At 69.5% G+C, this 17,322-nt stretch carries 14 protein-coding genes; 6 read left to right on the top strand and 8 right to left on the bottom strand.

Going from position 1 to position 17,322, the window contains the following annotated elements; genetic code table 11:
• Positions 1-182: 182 nt before the first annotated feature.
• From GAS53_RS35720 to GAS53_RS35685, 8 genes are all read right to left on the bottom strand, one after another.
• On the bottom strand, positions 183-860 hold the full coding sequence (locus tag GAS53_RS35720) for a class I SAM-dependent methyltransferase (RefSeq protein ID WP_151481917.1): 678 nt from the start codon (positions 858-860) through the stop codon (positions 183-185).
• A gap of 95 nt (positions 861-955) precedes the next feature.
• Positions 956-2,134 carry a sialidase family protein gene (locus GAS53_RS35715; protein ID WP_151481916.1) on the bottom strand — a complete coding sequence of 393 codons (1,179 nt, stop codon included), beginning with the start codon at positions 2,132-2,134 and terminating at the stop codon, positions 956-958.
• Complete coding sequence (locus GAS53_RS35710; protein ID WP_225859288.1) at positions 2,092-3,018, bottom strand: RICIN domain-containing protein; 927 nt, start codon at positions 3,016-3,018, stop codon at positions 2,092-2,094. Before GAS53_RS35710 ends, GAS53_RS35715 begins: the two co-directional genes overlap by 43 nt.
• Positions 3,019-3,154: 136 nt before the next feature.
• Positions 3,155-4,138 carry an AraC-like ligand-binding domain-containing protein gene (locus GAS53_RS35705; RefSeq protein WP_151481914.1) on the bottom strand — a complete coding sequence of 328 codons (984 nt, stop codon included), beginning with the start codon at positions 4,136-4,138 and terminating at the stop codon, positions 3,155-3,157.
• A gap of 152 nt (positions 4,139-4,290) precedes the next feature.
• Positions 4,291-6,030 (bottom strand): MFS transporter, encoded by a 1,740-nt coding sequence (locus GAS53_RS35700; RefSeq protein ID WP_151481913.1) that lies wholly within the window; start codon positions 6,028-6,030, stop codon positions 4,291-4,293.
• A 659-nt stretch (positions 6,031-6,689) separates the two neighbouring features.
• The gene (locus GAS53_RS35695; protein WP_151481912.1) at positions 6,690-7,376 is read right to left on the bottom strand and encodes an SDR family NAD(P)-dependent oxidoreductase; all 687 of its coding nucleotides are present in this window, start codon (positions 7,374-7,376) and stop codon (positions 6,690-6,692) included.
• Positions 7,377-7,462: 86 nt separating this feature from the next.
• On the bottom strand, positions 7,463-7,855 hold the full coding sequence (locus GAS53_RS35690) for an ester cyclase (protein ID WP_151481911.1): 393 nt from the start codon (positions 7,853-7,855) through the stop codon (positions 7,463-7,465).
• A gap of 156 nt (positions 7,856-8,011) precedes the next feature.
• Positions 8,012-8,752, bottom strand: a complete 741-nt coding sequence (locus GAS53_RS35685) for an SDR family NAD(P)-dependent oxidoreductase (RefSeq protein WP_151481910.1) — start codon at positions 8,750-8,752, stop codon at positions 8,012-8,014.
• A 93-nt stretch (positions 8,753-8,845) separates the two neighbouring features.
• On the opposite strand from GAS53_RS35685, the gene GAS53_RS35680 reads away from it, so the two are divergent.
• The 6 genes from GAS53_RS35680 (at position 8,846) to GAS53_RS35655 (ending at position 17,272) form a co-directional block, all read left to right on the top strand.
• A complete protein-coding gene (locus GAS53_RS35680; protein WP_151481926.1) occupies positions 8,846-9,454 on the top strand; it encodes a TetR/AcrR family transcriptional regulator in 609 nt (202 codons plus the stop codon).
• Positions 9,455-9,502: 48 nt separating this feature from the next.
• Complete coding sequence (locus tag GAS53_RS56830) at positions 9,503-9,670, top strand: hypothetical protein (protein ID WP_225859290.1); 168 nt, start codon at positions 9,503-9,505, stop codon at positions 9,668-9,670.
• A gap of 39 nt (positions 9,671-9,709) precedes the next feature.
• Entirely contained in the window at positions 9,710-11,989 is a 2,280-nt protein-coding gene (locus tag GAS53_RS35670) for an acyl-CoA dehydrogenase (RefSeq protein ID WP_151481909.1), read from the top strand.
• Between the two features lie 51 nt (positions 11,990-12,040).
• Positions 12,041-13,231 (top strand): lipid-transfer protein, encoded by a 1,191-nt coding sequence (locus tag GAS53_RS35665; RefSeq protein ID WP_151481908.1) that lies wholly within the window; start codon positions 12,041-12,043, stop codon positions 13,229-13,231.
• Positions 13,232-14,438: 1,207 nt separating this feature from the next.
• Positions 14,439-15,329: a phosphotransferase enzyme family protein gene (locus tag GAS53_RS35660; RefSeq protein ID WP_151481907.1), complete on the top strand. Its 891-nt coding sequence runs from the start codon at positions 14,439-14,441 to the stop codon at positions 15,327-15,329.
• Positions 15,326-17,272 (top strand): ATP-binding cassette domain-containing protein, encoded by a 1,947-nt coding sequence (locus GAS53_RS35655; RefSeq protein WP_151481906.1) that lies wholly within the window; start codon positions 15,326-15,328, stop codon positions 17,270-17,272. Before GAS53_RS35660 ends, GAS53_RS35655 begins: the two co-directional genes overlap by 4 nt.
• The last annotated feature ends 50 nt before the right edge of the window (positions 17,273-17,322 follow it).

Here is a 17,322-nt window from a genome sequence, read left to right as displayed (position 1 = left end):
CCAGCAAACAGCCCGACGAGAACAGCCACAAACTCACCGGGCGGGGATGCCACATGCCTTGACGACCCCAGCCCTCATGGGTGCAACGGAGTCCCGCCACTTCCCGGCCTTCTGGACATGTGCGCGGATGAGGCCCTCTTCGACCGTGCCGCCCGCGGCCATCGTCATCGCCGATGTCTCGTTCAGCGGGCCGTGCGCGCCCCAGATGCGGTGAGGGTTGGCCCCGTCCGCCGCAGCACCCGCAGCGAATCCCTCACCGCGACCTCCGTGAACGCACCCGATTCCAGGGCCCGCAGATACACGCGATACGGCGCCTGCCCGGTGAACTCGTCCGCCGGGTCGGGGAACACGTCGTGGATGAGCAGCAGTCCGCCCTCGGCGAGGTGGGGCGCCCAGCCCTCGTAGTCGCCGGTCGCGTGTTCGTCTGTGTGGCCGCCGTCGATGAAGACGAGGCCGAGGGGGGAGTTCCAGAAGGCGGCGATCTGCGGCGAGCGGCCGACGACGGCGACCACGTGGTCCTCGAGGCCCGCCTTGTGGAGCGTACGGCGGAAGGTCGGGAGGGTGTCCATGCGGCCGAGTTCCGGGTCGACCGTCGCCGGGTCGTGGTACTCCCAGCCCGGCTGCTGCTCCTCGCTGCCGCGGTGGTGGTCGACGGTGATCGCCGTGACGCCGGCCTCGCGCGCCGCGTCGGCGAGCAGGATCGTGGAGCGGCCGCAGTACGTGCCGACCTCCAGGAGCGGGAGACCGAGCCGCCCGGCCTCCACTGCCGCCGCGTACAGCGCAAGCCCCTCCCCGAGAGGCATGAACCCCTTCGCGGCCTCGAAGGCGGCCAGGATCTCGGGCTTGGGTGCCGCGGTCATGGGCAGGGGCCTTCCGGTCGTACGTGCGTCTGGGCGCCCCATGCTGCCGTACCCCCTGGCTGGTGGGCGACAGGGGGTACGGCGGCGGTGATGGATCAGGGTGTGTCGGAGATGTCGAGTCTGTTCGTCTTGATGCGGGTGGTGTCGAACTCCCAGACGACCCAGAACTTGCCCGGGGCGTACTCGTCAGCCATGGGGTAGTTGTCCCAGCCCTTGCCGTCGGGCTGGTCGGTGTTGTCGCTCGCTGGGCCGTTGGCGAAGAGTTTGGCCGTGCTCCAGGCCGCGCCGGGGCGTTTGGTCTTGTAATGGAGGATGTCGCGGTTGGCCGAGTCCGTACCGGCGTTGTAGATGTACAGGTACTGGCCGCTGGTGTCGCTGGTGAAGTAGCTCCTGGCGATGTTGTTGCTCGGCAGGTTGGAGTCCGCTTCGAAGGTGCTCCAGGACGCGCCGCCGGTGGTGCTCGTGGACGTCGCGGCGCCGGCCGATTTGGCGCGGGCCACCATGACCAGCGAGTTCTTCGGGTGATCGCGGTCCTGTGGCTCCTGCGAGAAGGCGATCTGGTTCTCCCCCGCCGTGAGAGCGGACCCGCTGATGGAGCCGCCGAGCCTCCAGGTCTGCAGGTCCGAGGAGATCAGCACCCCGTTCTCCCGCCCCGACGACCAGTACGGCATGACGTACTCCCCGTTGTCCCGCTGGAGCGGGCGGCCGGAGAAGACGAGGTTGGACTTGTTCGGCACGGTGAGGGGCGCGTCCTGCCAGGTGTGGCCCTGGTCGGTGCTGCGCTTGAGGAAGGTGCCGTTGATCGGAAGACCGTTGCCGTTGAACCCGTCGGGCTCGGTCGGGTCCGCGATCGAGGTGCGCCCGAGGTAGGCGTACAGCGTGCTGCCTGCCTTGTAGAGGATGACGTAGTGCCAGGCGTGCTGGTCGGTCTCCTGGGCCAGCGTCTGGGGGCGGCTCCAGGTGGCTCCGCCGTCGGTCGTGTACGAGTACCGCATGTAGCCCATGTCCACGTTGCCGGGCCTGAGACCTTCCCGCCAGACCACGACCGCGTTGTTCGCGCTCGTGCTGATGATGTCGGGGGTACGCGTGCCGTCGCCCCCGCCCGCGCGGTTCGTGTAGACGATCGACTCGCCCGAGATGCCCTCGGCGGCGGCCGGGCCCGGCAGCAGCAGGCCGGACAGGACGGTGAGGACGAGTGCGGTCAGGAGTACGGGCCATGCCCGTCTGCGCTTCACCACAGCCATTGCTGACTCGCGCTCTCTGAGCAGGTCCACTGAATTGCCTCCGTGCCGGCGGTCGGGCTTGCGCTGGGGATGGCGAGGCACAAGCCGCTGTTCTTGTTCTGCAGTCGATCGAGGCTGTCCCGGACCCAGACCTGCTCGTCGCCGCTGCCGCACGGCCACTGGATGACCTTGGCGCCGTTCGTCGTAGTCGCGCCCGCGAGGGCCAGGCACTTGCCGTTCACCTTGTTGACCACGCGGTAGCCGCCGGTCACGGGCTTGAGCGCCCAGTAGTTGCTGTCGCTGTTGCTGCACGACCACTGGATCATCGTGATGCCGTTGGTGTAGCTGGAGCCGGGGTTGGCCAGGCACTGGCCGGAGCCCATGTTGTAGAGACGGGCGTAGGTGGAGGTGTCCTCGGACCACACCCAGCGCTGGTCCAGGTTCTCCGAGCAGGTCCACTGGATGATCGCGGCGCCGTTGGCCGTGCTGGAGTTGGGCACGGCTAGGCACTTGTCGCTGTTCAGGTTCCGCAGCCGGTTCCAGCTGTCGTGGACCCAGACCTGCTCGTTGCCCGCGGAATCGCAGGGCCACTGAATGGCCTGTGTCCCGTCGGCCAGGCTGGAGTTGGGCATGGCGAGACACTTCAGGCTGAAGCGGTTGCGGACGATGTAACGGTCTCCGTTGCCGCCCGCCACCTTGGTGAACGTCCAGTCCTGGTCGGAGTTGTCGTTACAGGTCCACTGGACCAGGCCCGTACCGTTCGCCGTACTGGAGTTGGGGACGGCCAGGCATCTTCCGGCGTTGAGGTTGCGGAGGTTTCTCCAGTCGTCCTCCGCCTTCGCCGGTGTGGACGAGGCGAGTGTGTACACCAGTGTGGCGGCGACTGCGCACAGCGCCGTGAGGGCGGCCGCGAAGACGCGGGTCAGATTTTTCATGTGCATGACATCGAGCAACCTCTCTGATTCCATCGTTGTCTTCATCGTCGGGCGGTCCTGCAGCGACTTGATCAGGATGCGATGCAGTTCCTGGGGACGTCGTTAGCAATGGGTCCACTGGGACTTGACGGTGCGTCTACTCCCGTACGGCGAGCGCCTGGAGCCGGTACTCCCTGGGTGACATCCCGTACGCGGTGCGGAAGGCGCGGGTGAAGTCGGAGGCACGCGGCAGGCCCCAGCGGGCGGCGATCGTGTGGATCGGCGTGGTGTGCTGGGCCGGGTCCGCCAAGTCGCGGCGGGCGCCCTCCAGTCGCCGCCGGCGGATGCGGGCCGCGACTGTTTCCCCCTGTGCCGCCTCCTGGAACAGGCGGTGCAGGTAGCTGAGCGAGATGTGGTGCGCGGCGGCGATGACGGGCGGTGCCAGATTCGGGTCGTGCAGGTTCTGCTGGATGAACGCCTGGATGCGAGTGGTCAGGGCCCCCTGCCGGGTCTCCGGCGGCAGGGCGCCCTCCGCCTCCAACACCTGGGCGATCCAGGCCGACAGCAGGTTGACGAGAACTGTCCCCAGGCGCGGTGCGTCGGACGGCCGCAGGGTGTCCGCCTGCCGGTCGAGGCCGGTGAGGAAGTCCGTCAGCAGAGCGCCGATTCCCTCCCGTCCGGACAGTCGTCTGCCCAACAGCTCTCGGTGTGGTGGCACATGCATCAGTGCCTTGGGAACCTCCACGCCTACGCCCGTGCAGGCGCGGCGCTCCCCGTCGCTGTACGCCTGCACGTCGCCCGGCCGCGAGCTGTCGGCCAGGTACAGGTCGCCGGGGCCGTACGTGTCGTAGCGTCCGTCGTGATCGACCGCCAGCCCTCCGCCGAGCACCAGCCTCAGGTGGTACAGCTCGGGGTCGGACTGCCGCACCATCTTCGCGTTCCGGCGGAACCGCGACGGAAGGAACGAGGTCGGCCACACGGTCACCGGTCCCAGCTGCAACAGCCGCTGCTCCGCCCAGTAGTCGGCGGCGTGGTCACTGGTGAGGTCGGCGGGTGCGACGGTTCGGCCGACCCGCTCCCGCCAGAGGTCGAACCTGTCCTCCGCAGGCACGTCCTCGCTCCGGAACAGCGTCCCGATCATCCCGCCCCGCCCCCTCCCGCCCTGAACCCCCGTCAGGCGCGTGCCGCTGACCTCCGGTCACACGGAGATCGCAGAGATGGATGGTGCGACAGGAATCCCTTCTGACCGTGAACGCCGGGTGGATTCGAGGGGAAGAGATCACCTCGGATTGCTCAGCGTGCGGAGACCGGCTCACCCGGCAGCGCAAGGTCCAGGTCGACCGGGCGGTCGTCGCCGGCGTGGGTCGCCGCGGAGGCGCGCGGGGCGTGGCCGGTGGCGCGGGCGGCGAGGACGTACGCCCCCTGGGCAGGGACCGTCAGGGCGTAGCTGCCGTCGTCGGCGGAGAGCGTGGCGCCCGCCTGGCGGCCCCGGCGGTCGATCAGGGTGACCTTCGCGCGGGCGACCGGTGCGCCGTCGGCGTCCAGGACCCGGCCGCGGAAGCCGCGGAGCGCCTCTTCCGCACGAGCCAGGTTCGCCTCCTCCTCGCTGCTCGCGCGCAGCTGGGGCGCGCGGTTCGGCTTCGGCAGGAACAGGGCCATCAGCAGTCCGACGGCCACGGCGCCCGTGGCGATCAGGAAGGAGACCCGGAAGCCGTGCATGGTCGGGACGGCGACGCCGTTCACGTTGTTCGCGGTGTTGGCGAGCACCATGCCGATCACGGCGCTCGACACCGACGTACCGATGGAACGCATCAGGGTGTTCAGGCCGTTCGCGGCGCCCGTCTCCGAGGCCGGGACCGCTCCGACGATCAGCGCGGGGAGGGAGGAGTACGCGAGGCCGATGCCCGCGCCGAGGATCACCGCGATGACCAGGGACTGCCAGGCGGCGCTCATCAGGCCCAGGCCGGCGCCGTAGCCGATCCCGATGATCAGCATGCCGAGGATGAGGGTGGTCTTGGGGCCGTACTTCGCCGACAGGCGGGCGTAGACGGGGGCCGTGAACATCATCGTCAGGCCGAGTGGGGCCACGAGCAGTCCCGCCACGACCATCGACTGGCCGAGGCCGTAGCCGGTGGCCTTCGGGAGCTGGAGCAGCTGGGGAAGGACGAGCGAGACGACGTAGAAGGAGACACCGACCATGATCGACGCCAGGTTGGTGAAGAGGACGGCCGGGCGGGCGGTGGTGCGCAGGTCGACGAGGGGGGCCGCGGTGCGCAGCTCGTAGACGCCCCACAGGAGCAGGGCGACGACGGCGCCCGCGAACAGGCCGAGTGTGGTGCCGGACGTCCAGCCCCAGTCGCTGCCCTTGGTGATGGGGAGCAGGAAGAGGACCAGGCCGAGGGAGAGACCGAGCGCGCCCGGCAGGTCGAAGGAGCCCTCGGCGCGCATCGGGGACTCCGGTACGACGAGGAGGGTGAGGACGATCGAGAGGACGCCGAGGCCGGCGGCGCCGTAGAAGAGGGCGTGCCAGTTCGTGTGCTGCGCGACCAGCGCCGCGGCGGGCAGCGCGAGACCGCCGCCGACGCCGATCGAGGAGCTCATCAGGGCCATCGCCGAGCCGAGCTTCTCGCGGGGCAGCATGTCGCGCATCAGGCCGATACCGAGCGGTATCGCGCCCATCGCGAAGCCCTGGAGCGTACGGCCGACGATCATCGGAAGCAGGTCGCTGGTGACGGCGCTGATCAGCGCACCGACCACCATCACCGCCAGGCTGAGGATCAGCATCCGCCGCTTGCCGAACAGGTCACCGAGCCGGCCCATGATCGGCGTGGCCACGGCGCCCGCGAGCAGGGTCGAGGTCAACACCCAGGTGGCGTTGCTGGGCGAGGTGCCCAGCAGCTCCGGCAGGTCCTTGATGACCGGCACGAGCAGGGTCTGCATCACCGCGACAACGATGCCCGCGAAGGCCAGTACCGGGACGATTCCGCTGCCGCTCGGCCTTCGCGTGCGCGGGTCCGTCGTTGTCCGGGTCATTGGGTGGGGCCTCCAGAAGCGGGGTGCAGATACGTGCAAGGTGAACCCCGTGCGCTCGGGCAACTATTCCGTTGCTTCGAGCCCCTAACGAAATCTTGACCTCCTCATTACGTATGGGCATCGGGTGTGGGCGCGGGTGCGGGTGCGTAGGGGCCGAGGGCCGGGGGGGGCACAGCTCCGGAACCGTACGCGTCACAGACCTAGCAAGAACCGAGTCTCTAGACCACAGGGCCGGCAGTGGCTCACCACTGCCGGCCCTGTGGCTGCTGAGCTCATGGCAATCGCGGCATCGTCGCGGCGCGCGATGTCACGCCGAGCGAAGCGCCCCGGTGGGTGACATCCGGGATGCCCGCAGAGCGGGATACAGGCCGGCCACGGTGGCGGCCACCACTGCCACGGCCGGCCCGGTCACAGCCCACCTCACTGGAACAGTGACGGGCCACCCCTGCGCGGCCGCATATCCGTACACCACCACGACTCCCAAACTGGCGCCGGCCAGGCCGCCACGGCGCCGCAGCAGCAGCGCCGTAATCGCACCACCGTCCCGATCGGCGACCCGTTGCACCCGTGGCTGCCTGGCTATGTGTGCGCATTCGCTCAGCAACAGTCGGGCCGCGCAGGTGCAGCCCCAGGCGGGCTCCCCCCGACCATTCCCAGGGCTACCAGGGCACTTCCCCGTTTTCGTCCTGGAAAGTTCCTGTCGGACCGTCCGCGTCGAGAGTTGCGAGACGTACGACGACCCTGGCACTCTCCTCCGGCGCCCTTCCGATTCCGAATGCCGCGGTCAGGTCGGTCGCGGTGGTGCCGGGCTCGACTGCGTTGAACTTGATGCCCGGCTGGGACTTGGCGTACTGGACCGTGAGCATGGTGGCTGCGGACTTCGAGGCGGAGTAGAGCGCCAACGGCAGGTTGAACTCCGGCCGGTCCGGATTGGTCACTGCCCAGAAGGACCCGGCACTGCTGGAAACGGTGACCACGGTTGGGTTCGAGGATTTACGGAGCAGGGGAAGCGCCGCCTCCGTGACGCGCACGATTCCCACCGCGTTGGTGTCGAAGGCCCGGAGAGCCGTGGGACCGTCGGTGACTCCGTTCCCCAAGATGCCCGCGTTGTTCACCAGGACGTCGAGCCGGCCCTCGGCCGAGTCGATCGCCGCCAGCGCGCTGCTCACCGATGCGTCGTCGGTTACGTCGAGCTGCACGAATCGTGCGCCAAGCGCCGCCGCGGCCTTCTCACCTCGTTCGACGTCACGCGCGCCGATGTAGACAACGTGGCCCAACGCCAGAAGCTGTCTGGCTGTCTCGAAGCCGATGCCCTTGTTGGCCCCGGTGATCAGGGTGATGGTCATGCGTATCCTCGCGAATTATGTGGCCCGGCTGGGCTGTTGGCGGTGGCTCGGAGTGTTCTTTGAGTTGCTGGCGCTGGTCCCGGAGGTCAGCCGGTCAGTTGCCGGAGAAGTTCGGCGGCGTCGTGCAGGGCGGTCATGTGCACGAACCGTCCGTTGCGGACCTGATAGATGGCGTACTCGACGATCTCGAACGAGGCGCCGGTGGGAGCCACGCCGAGCCATTTCTTCACCGGGGTACCTGTGTTGATCAGACGCGCAGCCAGACGGTCACCGTCGAAGAGCAGTTCCTTGAGTTCCCAGTGGAGGTCCGGAACCGCGTCCACGTCATGCTTCTGAACCGCGATGAGGTCGTCCCGGGTGGCCGGCTCACCGTTCAGGGTGGTCCGGTCGTTGATGAACTCGTCCATACCGTCGAACTTGTGGGCGTTGAGCGCCTCGATATAGCGCAGGTAGAACGCGCGCAGATCACTGTCGGACATGAAGACGGCCCTTCGGTGGGGCAGCTCCGGATCGGGGCTGCGACCGGATGTTGATGAGACGCGACGCCCTCCCCGGCCTCGCCGTGCCGGCCATCGCTGAGGAAGATGCCCGCCGATCAGAGCCACTCCCGACCAGGTCATGGGTGGCTCCGCCTCTCAGATCTGGTTCAGGCCGCCGTCGACGTACAGGCTCGAACCGGTGATGAAGCTGCTCTGTTCGGAGGCGAGGAAGGCCACGGCGGCGGCGATCTCCTCCGGGCGCCCGAGCCGGCCCAGCGGCACACGCGTCGACAGGTGCCGCTTGAACCCCTCCGGGTCGGGGGTGAGCCCCAGCAGTGCGGGGGTCTCGGTCGGGCCGGGGGTCACGGTGTTGACCCGGATGCCGCGTGACTTGAGTTCGTTGGCCCAGGTCCGGGAGAACGACCGGGTGGCCGCCTTGGTCGCCGCGTACACGCCGAGCGCCTCATCGCCGACGTCCCCGTTGGTAGAGCCGTTCAAAATGACCGAAGCGCCGTCGTTGAGCAGGGGCAGCGCCTTCTGGACGGTGAACAGCATGCCCCGGACGTTGATGCCGAAGAGAGTGTCGAAGTGGTCCTCGGTGACCTGCTCCAGTGGCACGAGCGAGGCGACGGAGGCATTCGCGAACAGGACGTCCAGGCCCCGTTCCCGGCTGCGGATCATCTCGTAGAGCCGGTCCAGGTCGGCCAGGTTCGAGATGTCGCCGGTCACCGCGGTAGCCGCTGAACCGATCACTTCGACGGCCGCGTCGAGTTCGGTCTTGCGTCGGCCGGTGATGAACACGTGTGCGCCCTCGGCCGCCAGCCGGACGGCACTGGCCAGCCCGATTCCGGTGCTGCCCCCGGTGACGAGAGCGGTCTTTCCCTCAAGTAATCCCACGTGAGTAGCTCCTTCGACTTCTGCAGCGATCGCTGCGGAAGTCGAACGTTAGCACTTCTGCAGCGATCGCTGCAGAAGGAGTAGGCTGTGGGGGTGGAGACGAACCAGAGCGGCCCCATCGGCCGACCGCGAGGATTCGACGCCGACGAAGCCCTCGAGCGCGCCATGCTGGTCTTCTGGAAGCATGGCTACGAGGGGGCCAGCACGGCCTGCCTGACGAACGCGATGGGCATCTCCACCACCAGCATGTACGCAGCGTTCGGCAACAAGGAGAAGCTGTTCCGCAAGGTTCTGGAGCGCTACACCGAAGGCCCCAGCGCATACCTGGTCCGAGCCATGGAGGAGCCGACCGCCCTCGGCGTCGCCACGGCAATCCTGTCCGGCGTCGTTCGAACCACCACCCGCCCGGCCCATCCCCATGGGTGTCTGGGCGTGCAGGGCGCCCTGACCGTCAGCGACTCCGGGCAGGAGGTCCGTGACCTCCTCGTCGCCTGGCGCAACGACGGCTACTCCCGCGTCCGAGAGCGGTTCCAGCGCGCCGTCGACGACGGCGATCTGCCGCCGCAGACCGATCCGGGGCTACTGGCCCGCTACCTCACCACCTTCGCCTTTGGTATCGCCGTACAAGCCGCGAGCGGTGTCGGCCGCGACGAACTCCAGGAGATGGCCGACGCCGCCCTGCGCAACTGGCCACTCTCCTGAGACCCGACTGGGTACGTCGCTCGGCCACCTGCGGAGGACGACCGCCACTTGCACCCACCGAGGGTCGGGATGCACTTCATGGTCTTCACCGAGACCTTCGACGCGGACGTGATGTGCCGCTTCCTGGACCGGCTCGCGGGCCACTTCGACCGCAAGCTCCCTTTGAGTTTCGGATCAGTCGGCCCCGGGCGCGGGTGCCGATTCCCCATCATCTGACCTTCCGTCAGATTGGAACGTGTTCTAGTCTGTCGCGCCATGGGGATCGGGATCACGCGGGAACAGCGGGACCTGGCCGAGTCCGTACGCGGCTGGATCGCCCGGACGGTGCCACCCGAGGAGGCGCGCAAGCTCCTTGACGCGCCCGGCGGACAGGGCGGACGCCCGCCGTACTGGGACGCGCTCGCCGCGCAGGGGTTGCTGGGAATGCACCTTCCGGAGGCGTGTGGCGGCGGAGGCGGGACACTTCTCGATCTCGCCGTCGTACTGGAGGAGGCGGCGCGGGCCGCCCTGCCGGGTCCGTACGCGGCGAACGCGCTTGCCTCGCTGGTGCTCGCGAGGGCGGGCGCCGGGGCTGGAGAACTGGTGCGGGCCGTGGCTGGTGGGGAGCGGATCGGGGCGGTCGCCTTCGGAGCGGGAGCGGGAGCGGGGGCCGAGGTCGGAGCCGTCGCCCGTGTCGGTGTCGGTGTCGGTACCGGGACGCTGACCGCTGTGGCCGATGCTGACGGGTACGTGCTCGACGGGATGGCGCCGCCCGTACTGTCCGGTGGCGACGCGGACCTGTTGATCCTGGAGGCATCCGTGACCGGGGCCCCGGGGGCGGATGTGGCGAACCCGGTGGCAACCTCCGCGCCGGGCGGCCGGACCCTCTGGCTGGCCGTGGACGCCGCGCACCTCTCCGTCCGTGTCCACGAGAGCGCCGACCCGACCCGCGCGACCGCGGAGGTCGTGGCCACGGCGGTACGCGTCCCGCCCGACCGTGTCCTCGACATCGACTCCGCGCTCGTACGGGACCTCGCCGCCACCGTGTTCGCCGCCGACGCGTGCGGTACCGCCGCGTGGGCGCTGGAGACGGCGGTCGCGCACGCGAAGGTGCGGGAGCAGTTCGGGCGGCCGATCGGCCGGTTCCAGGCGGTCAAGCATCTGTGCGCCGACATGCTGGTGCGCGTCGAGCAGGCCAGGGCCTTGGCCTGGGACGCGGCTCGCGCGGTCGAAGAGCCGGACGAGGTACGGGAGTTGGTGTCGTCCCTCGCCGCCGGCGTCGCCCTCGACGTGGCCTTCTCGTGCGCCAAGGACTGCATCCAGGTGCTGGGCGGTATCGGCTTCACCTGGGAACACGACGCGCACCTGTATCTCCGACGGGCCCTGGTGGCACGGCAGTTGCTCGGCAGCGGGCACTGCTTACGGGCGGTGGGATCGGCTGAGAACGGGGCAAGACGGGAGCTGCGTACGGAGCTCCCGGAGGAGGAGGCCGCACGGCACCGGGCGGCGGCCCGCTCCGTGATCGAGCGCGTACGAGGACTCGAACCGGCCGCTGTGCGCAGGGAGCTGGCGCCCACCGGGTACGCCGCCCCGCATCTGCCCCCGCCGTACGGACTCGGCGCAGGACCCGTCCAACAGATCGCCGTGCAGGAGGAGTTGGCGGCGGCCGAAGTGCGCGTCAGTGAGTTGGGGATCGCCACCTGGGTCGTACCCTCGCTCATCGCGTACGGGACCCCCGAGCAGCAGGAGCGGTATCTGCTGCCGACGCTGCGCGGGGACGTGCTGTGGTGCCAGCTCTTCTCGGAGCCCGGGGCCGGATCCGATCTCGCCTCACTCCGGACGCGTGCCGAGCGGATGGCGGACGGGCGCTGGCGCGTCAACGGGCAGAAGGTGTGGACGAGTTCGGCGCAGTGGGCGGACCACGGAATCCTGCTCGCCCGGACGAATCCGGACGTGCCCAAGCACAAGGGGCTCACCTACTTCGTCGTCGACATGAAGGAGACGGACGGCATCGAGATCCGTCCCCTGAAGGAGATCACCGGCGAATCGCTGTTCAACGAGGTCTACTTCGACGACATGGTGCTGCCCGCCGACGCCGTGGTCGGCTCGGTCGACGACGGCTGGCGGGTCGCGCGCAATACCCTGGGCAACGAACGCGTCCACATGGCCGACCAGTTGACCTTCGGCACCGGCCTCGAGGCGATCGTCGCGCGTTCCGCCGGCCTCGACGACACCGTACGGGCCCGCGTCGGGGCCCTCGTCGCCGAGGCGCACGCGCTGGGCTGCATCGGACTCCGTACGACCATGCGGCAGGTCTCGGGCGTGGACCCGGGCGCCGGAGCCTCCGTACGCAAACTCGTGCAGACCGCGCACCAGCAGAAGGTCGCCGAACTCGCACTCGAACTCCTCGGCCCGGACGGGGCGTTGCGCGAGGGCGCCGGAGAGCGGGCCGTGCACGAGTTCCTGCTCTCCCGCTGTCTGACCATCGCGGGCGGGACGACGCAGGTGCAGCTGAACGTGGTCGCGGAGCGGATCCTCGGCCTGCCGAGGGACTAGCGACTTGGCACCAGGGACTGGCCACTGAGGACTTAGGGACTGGGGAGAGTCATGAAGGCGTACGTCGTCGGTGTGGGCATGACGAAGTTCGAGAAGCCGGAGACCCGGGAGTGGCAGTACTGGGACATGGTCCGGGAAGCGGGCACCAACGCCCTTGAGGACGCCGGGATTTCGTACGACGCAGTGCAACAGGTGCCCGTCGGCTACTGCTTCCAGGCCTCCACGGCCGGGCAGCGGGCCGCGTACGAACTCGGTCTGAGCGGTGTCCCCGTCTACAACGTCAACAACAACTGCGCGACCGGCTCGACCGCGTTGATGCTCGCCCGGCAGTTCGTGGAGGGCGGTGCGAGTGACTGCGTACTGGCGGTGGGGTTCGAGAAGATGGCGCGCGGAGCGCTGGGGGGAGGAGCGGACGGGGGCGATTTCAAGACTTCGCCCGTGGCGCGTCATTACGGCGTCATGGCGGCCCGGCACGGCTTCGAGATGACGCCGCCCACCGCCCAGATCTTCGGGAACGCGGCGCGTGAGCACATGGAGAAGTACGGCACGACGGAAGCGCAGCTCGCGGCCGTGGGAGCGAAGAACCACCGGCACTCGGCGAACAATCCGTACGCGCAGTTCCAGGACGTCTACTCGGTCGACGAGATCCTCGCCGCGCGTGCCGTGCACCCGCCGTTGACCAAGCTCCAGTGCTCGCCCACGTCGGACGGGGCGGCCGCGGCCGTCGTCGTGTCGGAGGGGTTCGTGGAGCGGCACGGGCTGGGGGAGCGGGCTGTGGAGATCGTCGCGCAGGCGATGACCACGGACACGGAGGAGTCGTTCGCGTCCGGGTCGTGCATCGATGTCGTCGGGCAGCCGATGTCGCGGGCCGCCGCCCGGCAGGTGTACGAGAGGGCCGGGCTCGGGATCGAGGACGTCGACGTCGTGGAACTGCACGACTGCTTCTCCATCAACGAACTGCTCACGTACGAGGCGCTCGGCATGTGCGAGGTGGGGGAGTCCGGGAAGCTCGTGGAGTCGGGCGCCACGACGTACGGCGGGCGGTGGGTGGTGAACCCCTCCGGAGGGCTGATCTCGAAAGGGCATCCCCTGGGAGCCACCGGGATCGCTCAAGTGGCCGAGCTGGTGTGGCAGTTGAGGGGCGAGGCGGCCGCACGGCAGGTGCCACACGCGCGCGTGGGGCTCGCGCACAACATCGGGCTCGGGGGCGCGGCGGTGGTGACGCTGCTCAGGCGGGCCTAGATGTATTGATCACGGTCTGGAGACCGGTCAGCGGGCGGTGGCCGCGGACCAGCCGGTCCAGCGGGGTGGTGCCGAGCACGGTCGCGGTGCTGACGCAGCGCCAGGCGAGCAGGCCGAACGCGGCGCCTCCAGCTCCAGCTTGCTCAGCGGCGCCGGCACGGTGAACTCAGGTAACTGCATACTGCCCTCCTGCGATCGGCCCGCACAGAACGCTGCCCGCCACCCGATCCCACAGCAGGCCTTCCCGCAGCCCACAATCCCTGGGCGAACCTCCGTGACGCAGACCGGAGTTCAAAGTCAGCACCATCACGGTGTGCGGCCCAGTGCCAGCGGCTTCAGGGTTACGGCCCCGGGGCCAGGCGCAGACAGCGGGGCGGTTCGCGCCAGGGATTCGCGGGCCCTGGCGGACTTCTCGCGCCTCGTCCTCGCTGTCCGCTCCAAGCAATAGCGCAGCCCTCATCCGGCGTGAACAGATTCAGACATCCTCGACGGCGGCCAGGACGCATCGTGCCGAGGACGGCATCCGGACCAACTGGCTCTTGTGGGGCCTGGGACGGCCGCCCGTCGCGGTGGTTGAACGTTGCGATGATCTCGTTCTCGGCTTCCTCGAGGCGGATCACGTTCCGCTGCGGGTACCCGGGGCTCCCGATGCCCGTGCCACCGCGCCGCCTGGGCTTCCCCGCCCCTTCGGGGGCGAGCCGCAGCGGCCCGTCGGTGCGTCTGGCTCGGCTTGTCCGGATCACGTACCTGCACCCCGGTGATTGTCAGTGCCCTGCACGAGGGTTCGTTCCCGCAGCCGCAGTTCGTGCCCCGCCGGAGGAATCTGATGCAGTCGACGAGCTGGCCGTGCAATCCCTCGCCGGGGCTACGGCCGCGCACCGTCCCCTTGACGAGTGAATTCGAACGAGGCATGCACGGCGGCTTCGCCGGTGGCGCTTGACCACCACACTCCGCCTCGAACTTTTGCTCGAGCCTTCGCCCGTGTCGGCCCGTGTCGGCTCCGTGATCAGGGGCGTTGTCCGGGGTGCTCTGTTCGCTTCCATCTCCGAGGAGAAACCGTGAATCCCGTGCTCGTACTCGCCACCCTTCGCCCCGTGTTCGAGAATCCTCCCGCCGAGGCTGTCGCCCCGAGCGCGCTGCCGCGTCCGGTTGACGCCCGCCGTGCCCCGTTCGCATCCGCATCACGCCCGTCATCGAGGTGGGGTGCATGACCGACTCGACTGCTCTTCCGCCGTCCCTGCTCGACTGGGCCCAGAAACAGGTCGGCGCCCCCCTCACCGTCTCGGACGCCTCACACCCTCGGGAGAACTCGCGCGTGTGGGAGCTCGTCCGCCGCGACAGCGTCCGCTTCTACCTGAAGGTCTCGCCGCAGCCGCTGATGTACGAGCGGGAGACCTTCGCGCTCAGGAGCGCCGTTCCCGCGCTCGGGGCTGGAACCGCGCCCCAGCTGTGGGCGTCGAACGCCGAGCACCTGGCGCTGCTGCTGACCGCGGTGCCCGGTCGGCCGCTCAATGAACTGACGCTGACGCCCGCACAGGAGTGCGCGGCGTACCGGCAGGGCGGCATCCTCCTGGCCCGGCTGCATGCGGCCGGCGACCTGTCCGGGCCTCGTCGCCGTGAGGCCGAGCGGACATTGCAGGATGCGGCGGACGGTGCCGACAGGCATCTGGAGAAGGCCGGGGACCGGCTTACGCCGGCGGAGCACAAGCTGGTGCGCGACCTGGCCGACCAGCTGCGGCTGCTGCCGCCGCTGCCGCTCGCTTTCATCCACGGTGACGCCTGGGCCAGGAACCTCATGTGGTCCGGGGAGTTGGCGCAGGCCGGATGGGTCGACTTCGAGCGGTCCTGTTTTGCGCCGGCCGTGCAGGAGTTCGTCCCTTTGAGCTGCGGGGTGTGGGCCGACCGTCCCGATCTGCGGACCGCGTGCCTTCGGGGGTACGGACGCGGCCTCTCCGCCGAGGAGTTGCACGCGTTGAAGGGTCTGGCCGCCCTTGATGCGGTGAGCTGCCTGGTCTGGGGCCCGGCGCACGACGATCCCGAGGTCACAGCGCGCGGACGGCGCACCCTGGACCGGCTCATGACGGGGGTGTTCGCATGACTGGTCACCTCAACCCCCGGAAAAGGGCTGCGCCCAAGACGGCGGCGGACGGCGCGGCGGAGACGGCGTCCGTCCCTGCGGCACGGGCTGCGGCCCCGCTGCCGGCCGCGCCTCCCGAGCTCGACTACAACGGCCGGAAGCACCGGCGTGCCATGGACGACGCGACGCTGTGGGACATGGCCCGCCGGATCCCCATGGCGCTCGCGCAGACGGCCCGGCTGGCCTGGTCCGTCGACCGGCGCATGGCGATCACGATCGTTGTCTGTCAGCTGTTGTCCGGTATCGGCACGGCCCTGATGCTCGGCGCCGTCGCCAGGGCCCTGCCACAACTGATGGCCTCGGACCCGCGCGAGGGGCTGGCGCATGCATGGCCGGCGCTGGCCGTCGCGGTCCTGGCCATGGCTGCTGGGGCGGCGATGTGGATCCTCGCGGACTGGGCGACCCGGCGCCTGAACCCGAAGATCGCCTCGGCCGCCGACCTCACCCTGGTCGACCTGCACATGCGGGCCGAACTCGCGGCCTACGACGCGGAGGGTTTCTGCGACCGGAGCCAGGCGGCGGAGGTCGGCGCGCTGCGCGCCGTCGACCTCGCCGACGACGCCAAGACCCTCACCAACGGGTTGATCCAGCTCGCTTCGGCGGCGACCGTGCTCACTTCCCTCCACCCGCTGCTGCTCGGCGTGCTGCTGCTGTCTGTCGTCCCCCGCGGTCTGGGCGGAGTGCTCGCCGCGCGGATCGACTACCGCGTCCACGACCGTACGATCTCCGCCCGTAATGTCCGCGGCATGATGCGCTGGTGGCTGACCACGGCGGACCTCGCCGACGAGCTGCGGGCCAACACCATGCGCGGCTACCTGCACTTCTGGTACCGCACGATGTGCGACCGGGTCGAGGGCCGCGAGCTCGAGGGAGCCCGCCCCTACCTGCTGATCACTCTGCTCGCCGCGTCCCTGGGCGGGCTGTTCACGCTCGGCATGTGGGCGTCGCTGGCCGGGCTCGTCCTCGCCGGCGCCATGTCGACGGCGATCGCGGGCACGGCCGTCGTCGCCTCCCAGACCGCCGGACGCGCGCTCAACTCGATCATCCGGTACGGAACGGTGATGTTCCACCACGGCCTCTACCTCTCCGACTACTACGAGTTCATCGACGAGGTCCGGTCCATGACCACGGCCCGCGGCGCCACGCAGGCCAAGCCCCCGCAGCAGATCCGCCTGGAGGGCGCCTCCTACACGTACCCGAGCAAGGACACCGCGGCCGTACAGCCGATCACGCTCACCCTCAACCGCGGTGAAGTCGTCGCGTTCGTCGGGGAGAACGGCGCCGGCAAGTCGACCCTGATCCGGATGCTCACCGGCCTGACCGTGCCCACCGACGGCAAAGTCCTGTGGGACGACACCGACTTGGCCACCGCCGACGCGGAGTCGGCCTGGCGGCACGTCGGTCTCGTCCCGCAGAAGAACGGCCACTGGCCACTGGCCGCCAGGGAGAACATCACCCTGGGCCAGCCCCGAGAGCACGGCGACGAACGGATCTGGGACGCGGCGCACCGCGTCGGCATGACCACGGCTCTGCGCGAGCTCCCCGACCAGCTCGGCACGCTGCTCGCCCGCTCGGTCTGGGGCGGCCACGAGCTGTCCGGCGGGCAGTGGCAGCGGCTGGCGTGCGCCCGAGCGATGTACCGCGAGCCGGCCGTGCTCGTCCTGGACGAGCCGACCAGCGAGATGGACGCCCGCGGCGAGCACCAGATCTTCCGCGAACTGCGAGCCATGGCCCCCGACCGGATCACCGTCGTGGTCACGCACCGGCTGGACAACGTGAGGATGGCCGACCGGGTCATCGTCCTTGCCCAGGGCACTATCCGGGAGCAGGGCTCCTTCGACGAACTCGTCGCCACCGAGGGAAGCCTTCTGGGCGAGCTGTACGCCCTCGCCCAGGACCGCTGACCGACGGCCACCAACAGCGAGCGTCATCGCGGGGCCGCGCAGTCGGTGCG

This window comes from Streptomyces albicerus (assembly GCF_008905045.1).
Taxonomy (GTDB): Bacteria; Actinomycetota; Actinomycetes; order Streptomycetales; family Streptomycetaceae; genus Streptomyces; species Streptomyces albicerus.
This window is presented reverse-complemented; position numbering and strand designations above follow the sequence as displayed.

What these genes read in the sequence shown, in the direction of transcription:
- GAS53_RS35695 (WP_151481912.1), bottom strand. Translation starts at nt 7,376, where the DNA reads ATGACCATCACCCTGATCACCGGGGCCAACAAGGGCATCGGCTTCGAG.
- GAS53_RS35700 (WP_151481913.1), bottom strand. Translation starts at nt 6,030, where the DNA reads ATGACCCGGACAACGACGGACCCGCGCACGCGAAGGCCGAGCGGCAGC.
- GAS53_RS35670 (WP_151481909.1), top strand. Translation starts at nt 9,710, where the DNA reads ATGGGGATCGGGATCACGCGGGAACAGCGGGACCTGGCCGAGTCCGTA.
- GAS53_RS35710 (WP_225859288.1), bottom strand. Translation starts at nt 3,018, where the DNA reads ATGAAAAATCTGACCCGCGTCTTCGCGGCCGCCCTCACGGCGCTGTGC.
- GAS53_RS35660 (WP_151481907.1), top strand. Translation starts at nt 14,439, where the DNA reads ATGACCGACTCGACTGCTCTTCCGCCGTCCCTGCTCGACTGGGCCCAG.
- GAS53_RS35690 (WP_151481911.1), bottom strand. Translation starts at nt 7,855, where the DNA reads ATGTCCGACAGTGATCTGCGCGCGTTCTACCTGCGCTATATCGAGGCG.
- GAS53_RS35720 (WP_151481917.1), bottom strand. Translation starts at nt 860, where the DNA reads ATGACCGCGGCACCCAAGCCCGAGATCCTGGCCGCCTTCGAGGCCGCG.
- GAS53_RS35705 (WP_151481914.1), bottom strand. Translation starts at nt 4,138, where the DNA reads ATGATCGGGACGCTGTTCCGGAGCGAGGACGTGCCTGCGGAGGACAGG.
- GAS53_RS35665 (WP_151481908.1), top strand. Translation starts at nt 12,041, where the DNA reads ATGAAGGCGTACGTCGTCGGTGTGGGCATGACGAAGTTCGAGAAGCCG.
- GAS53_RS35655 (WP_151481906.1), top strand. Translation starts at nt 15,326, where the DNA reads ATGACTGGTCACCTCAACCCCCGGAAAAGGGCTGCGCCCAAGACGGCG.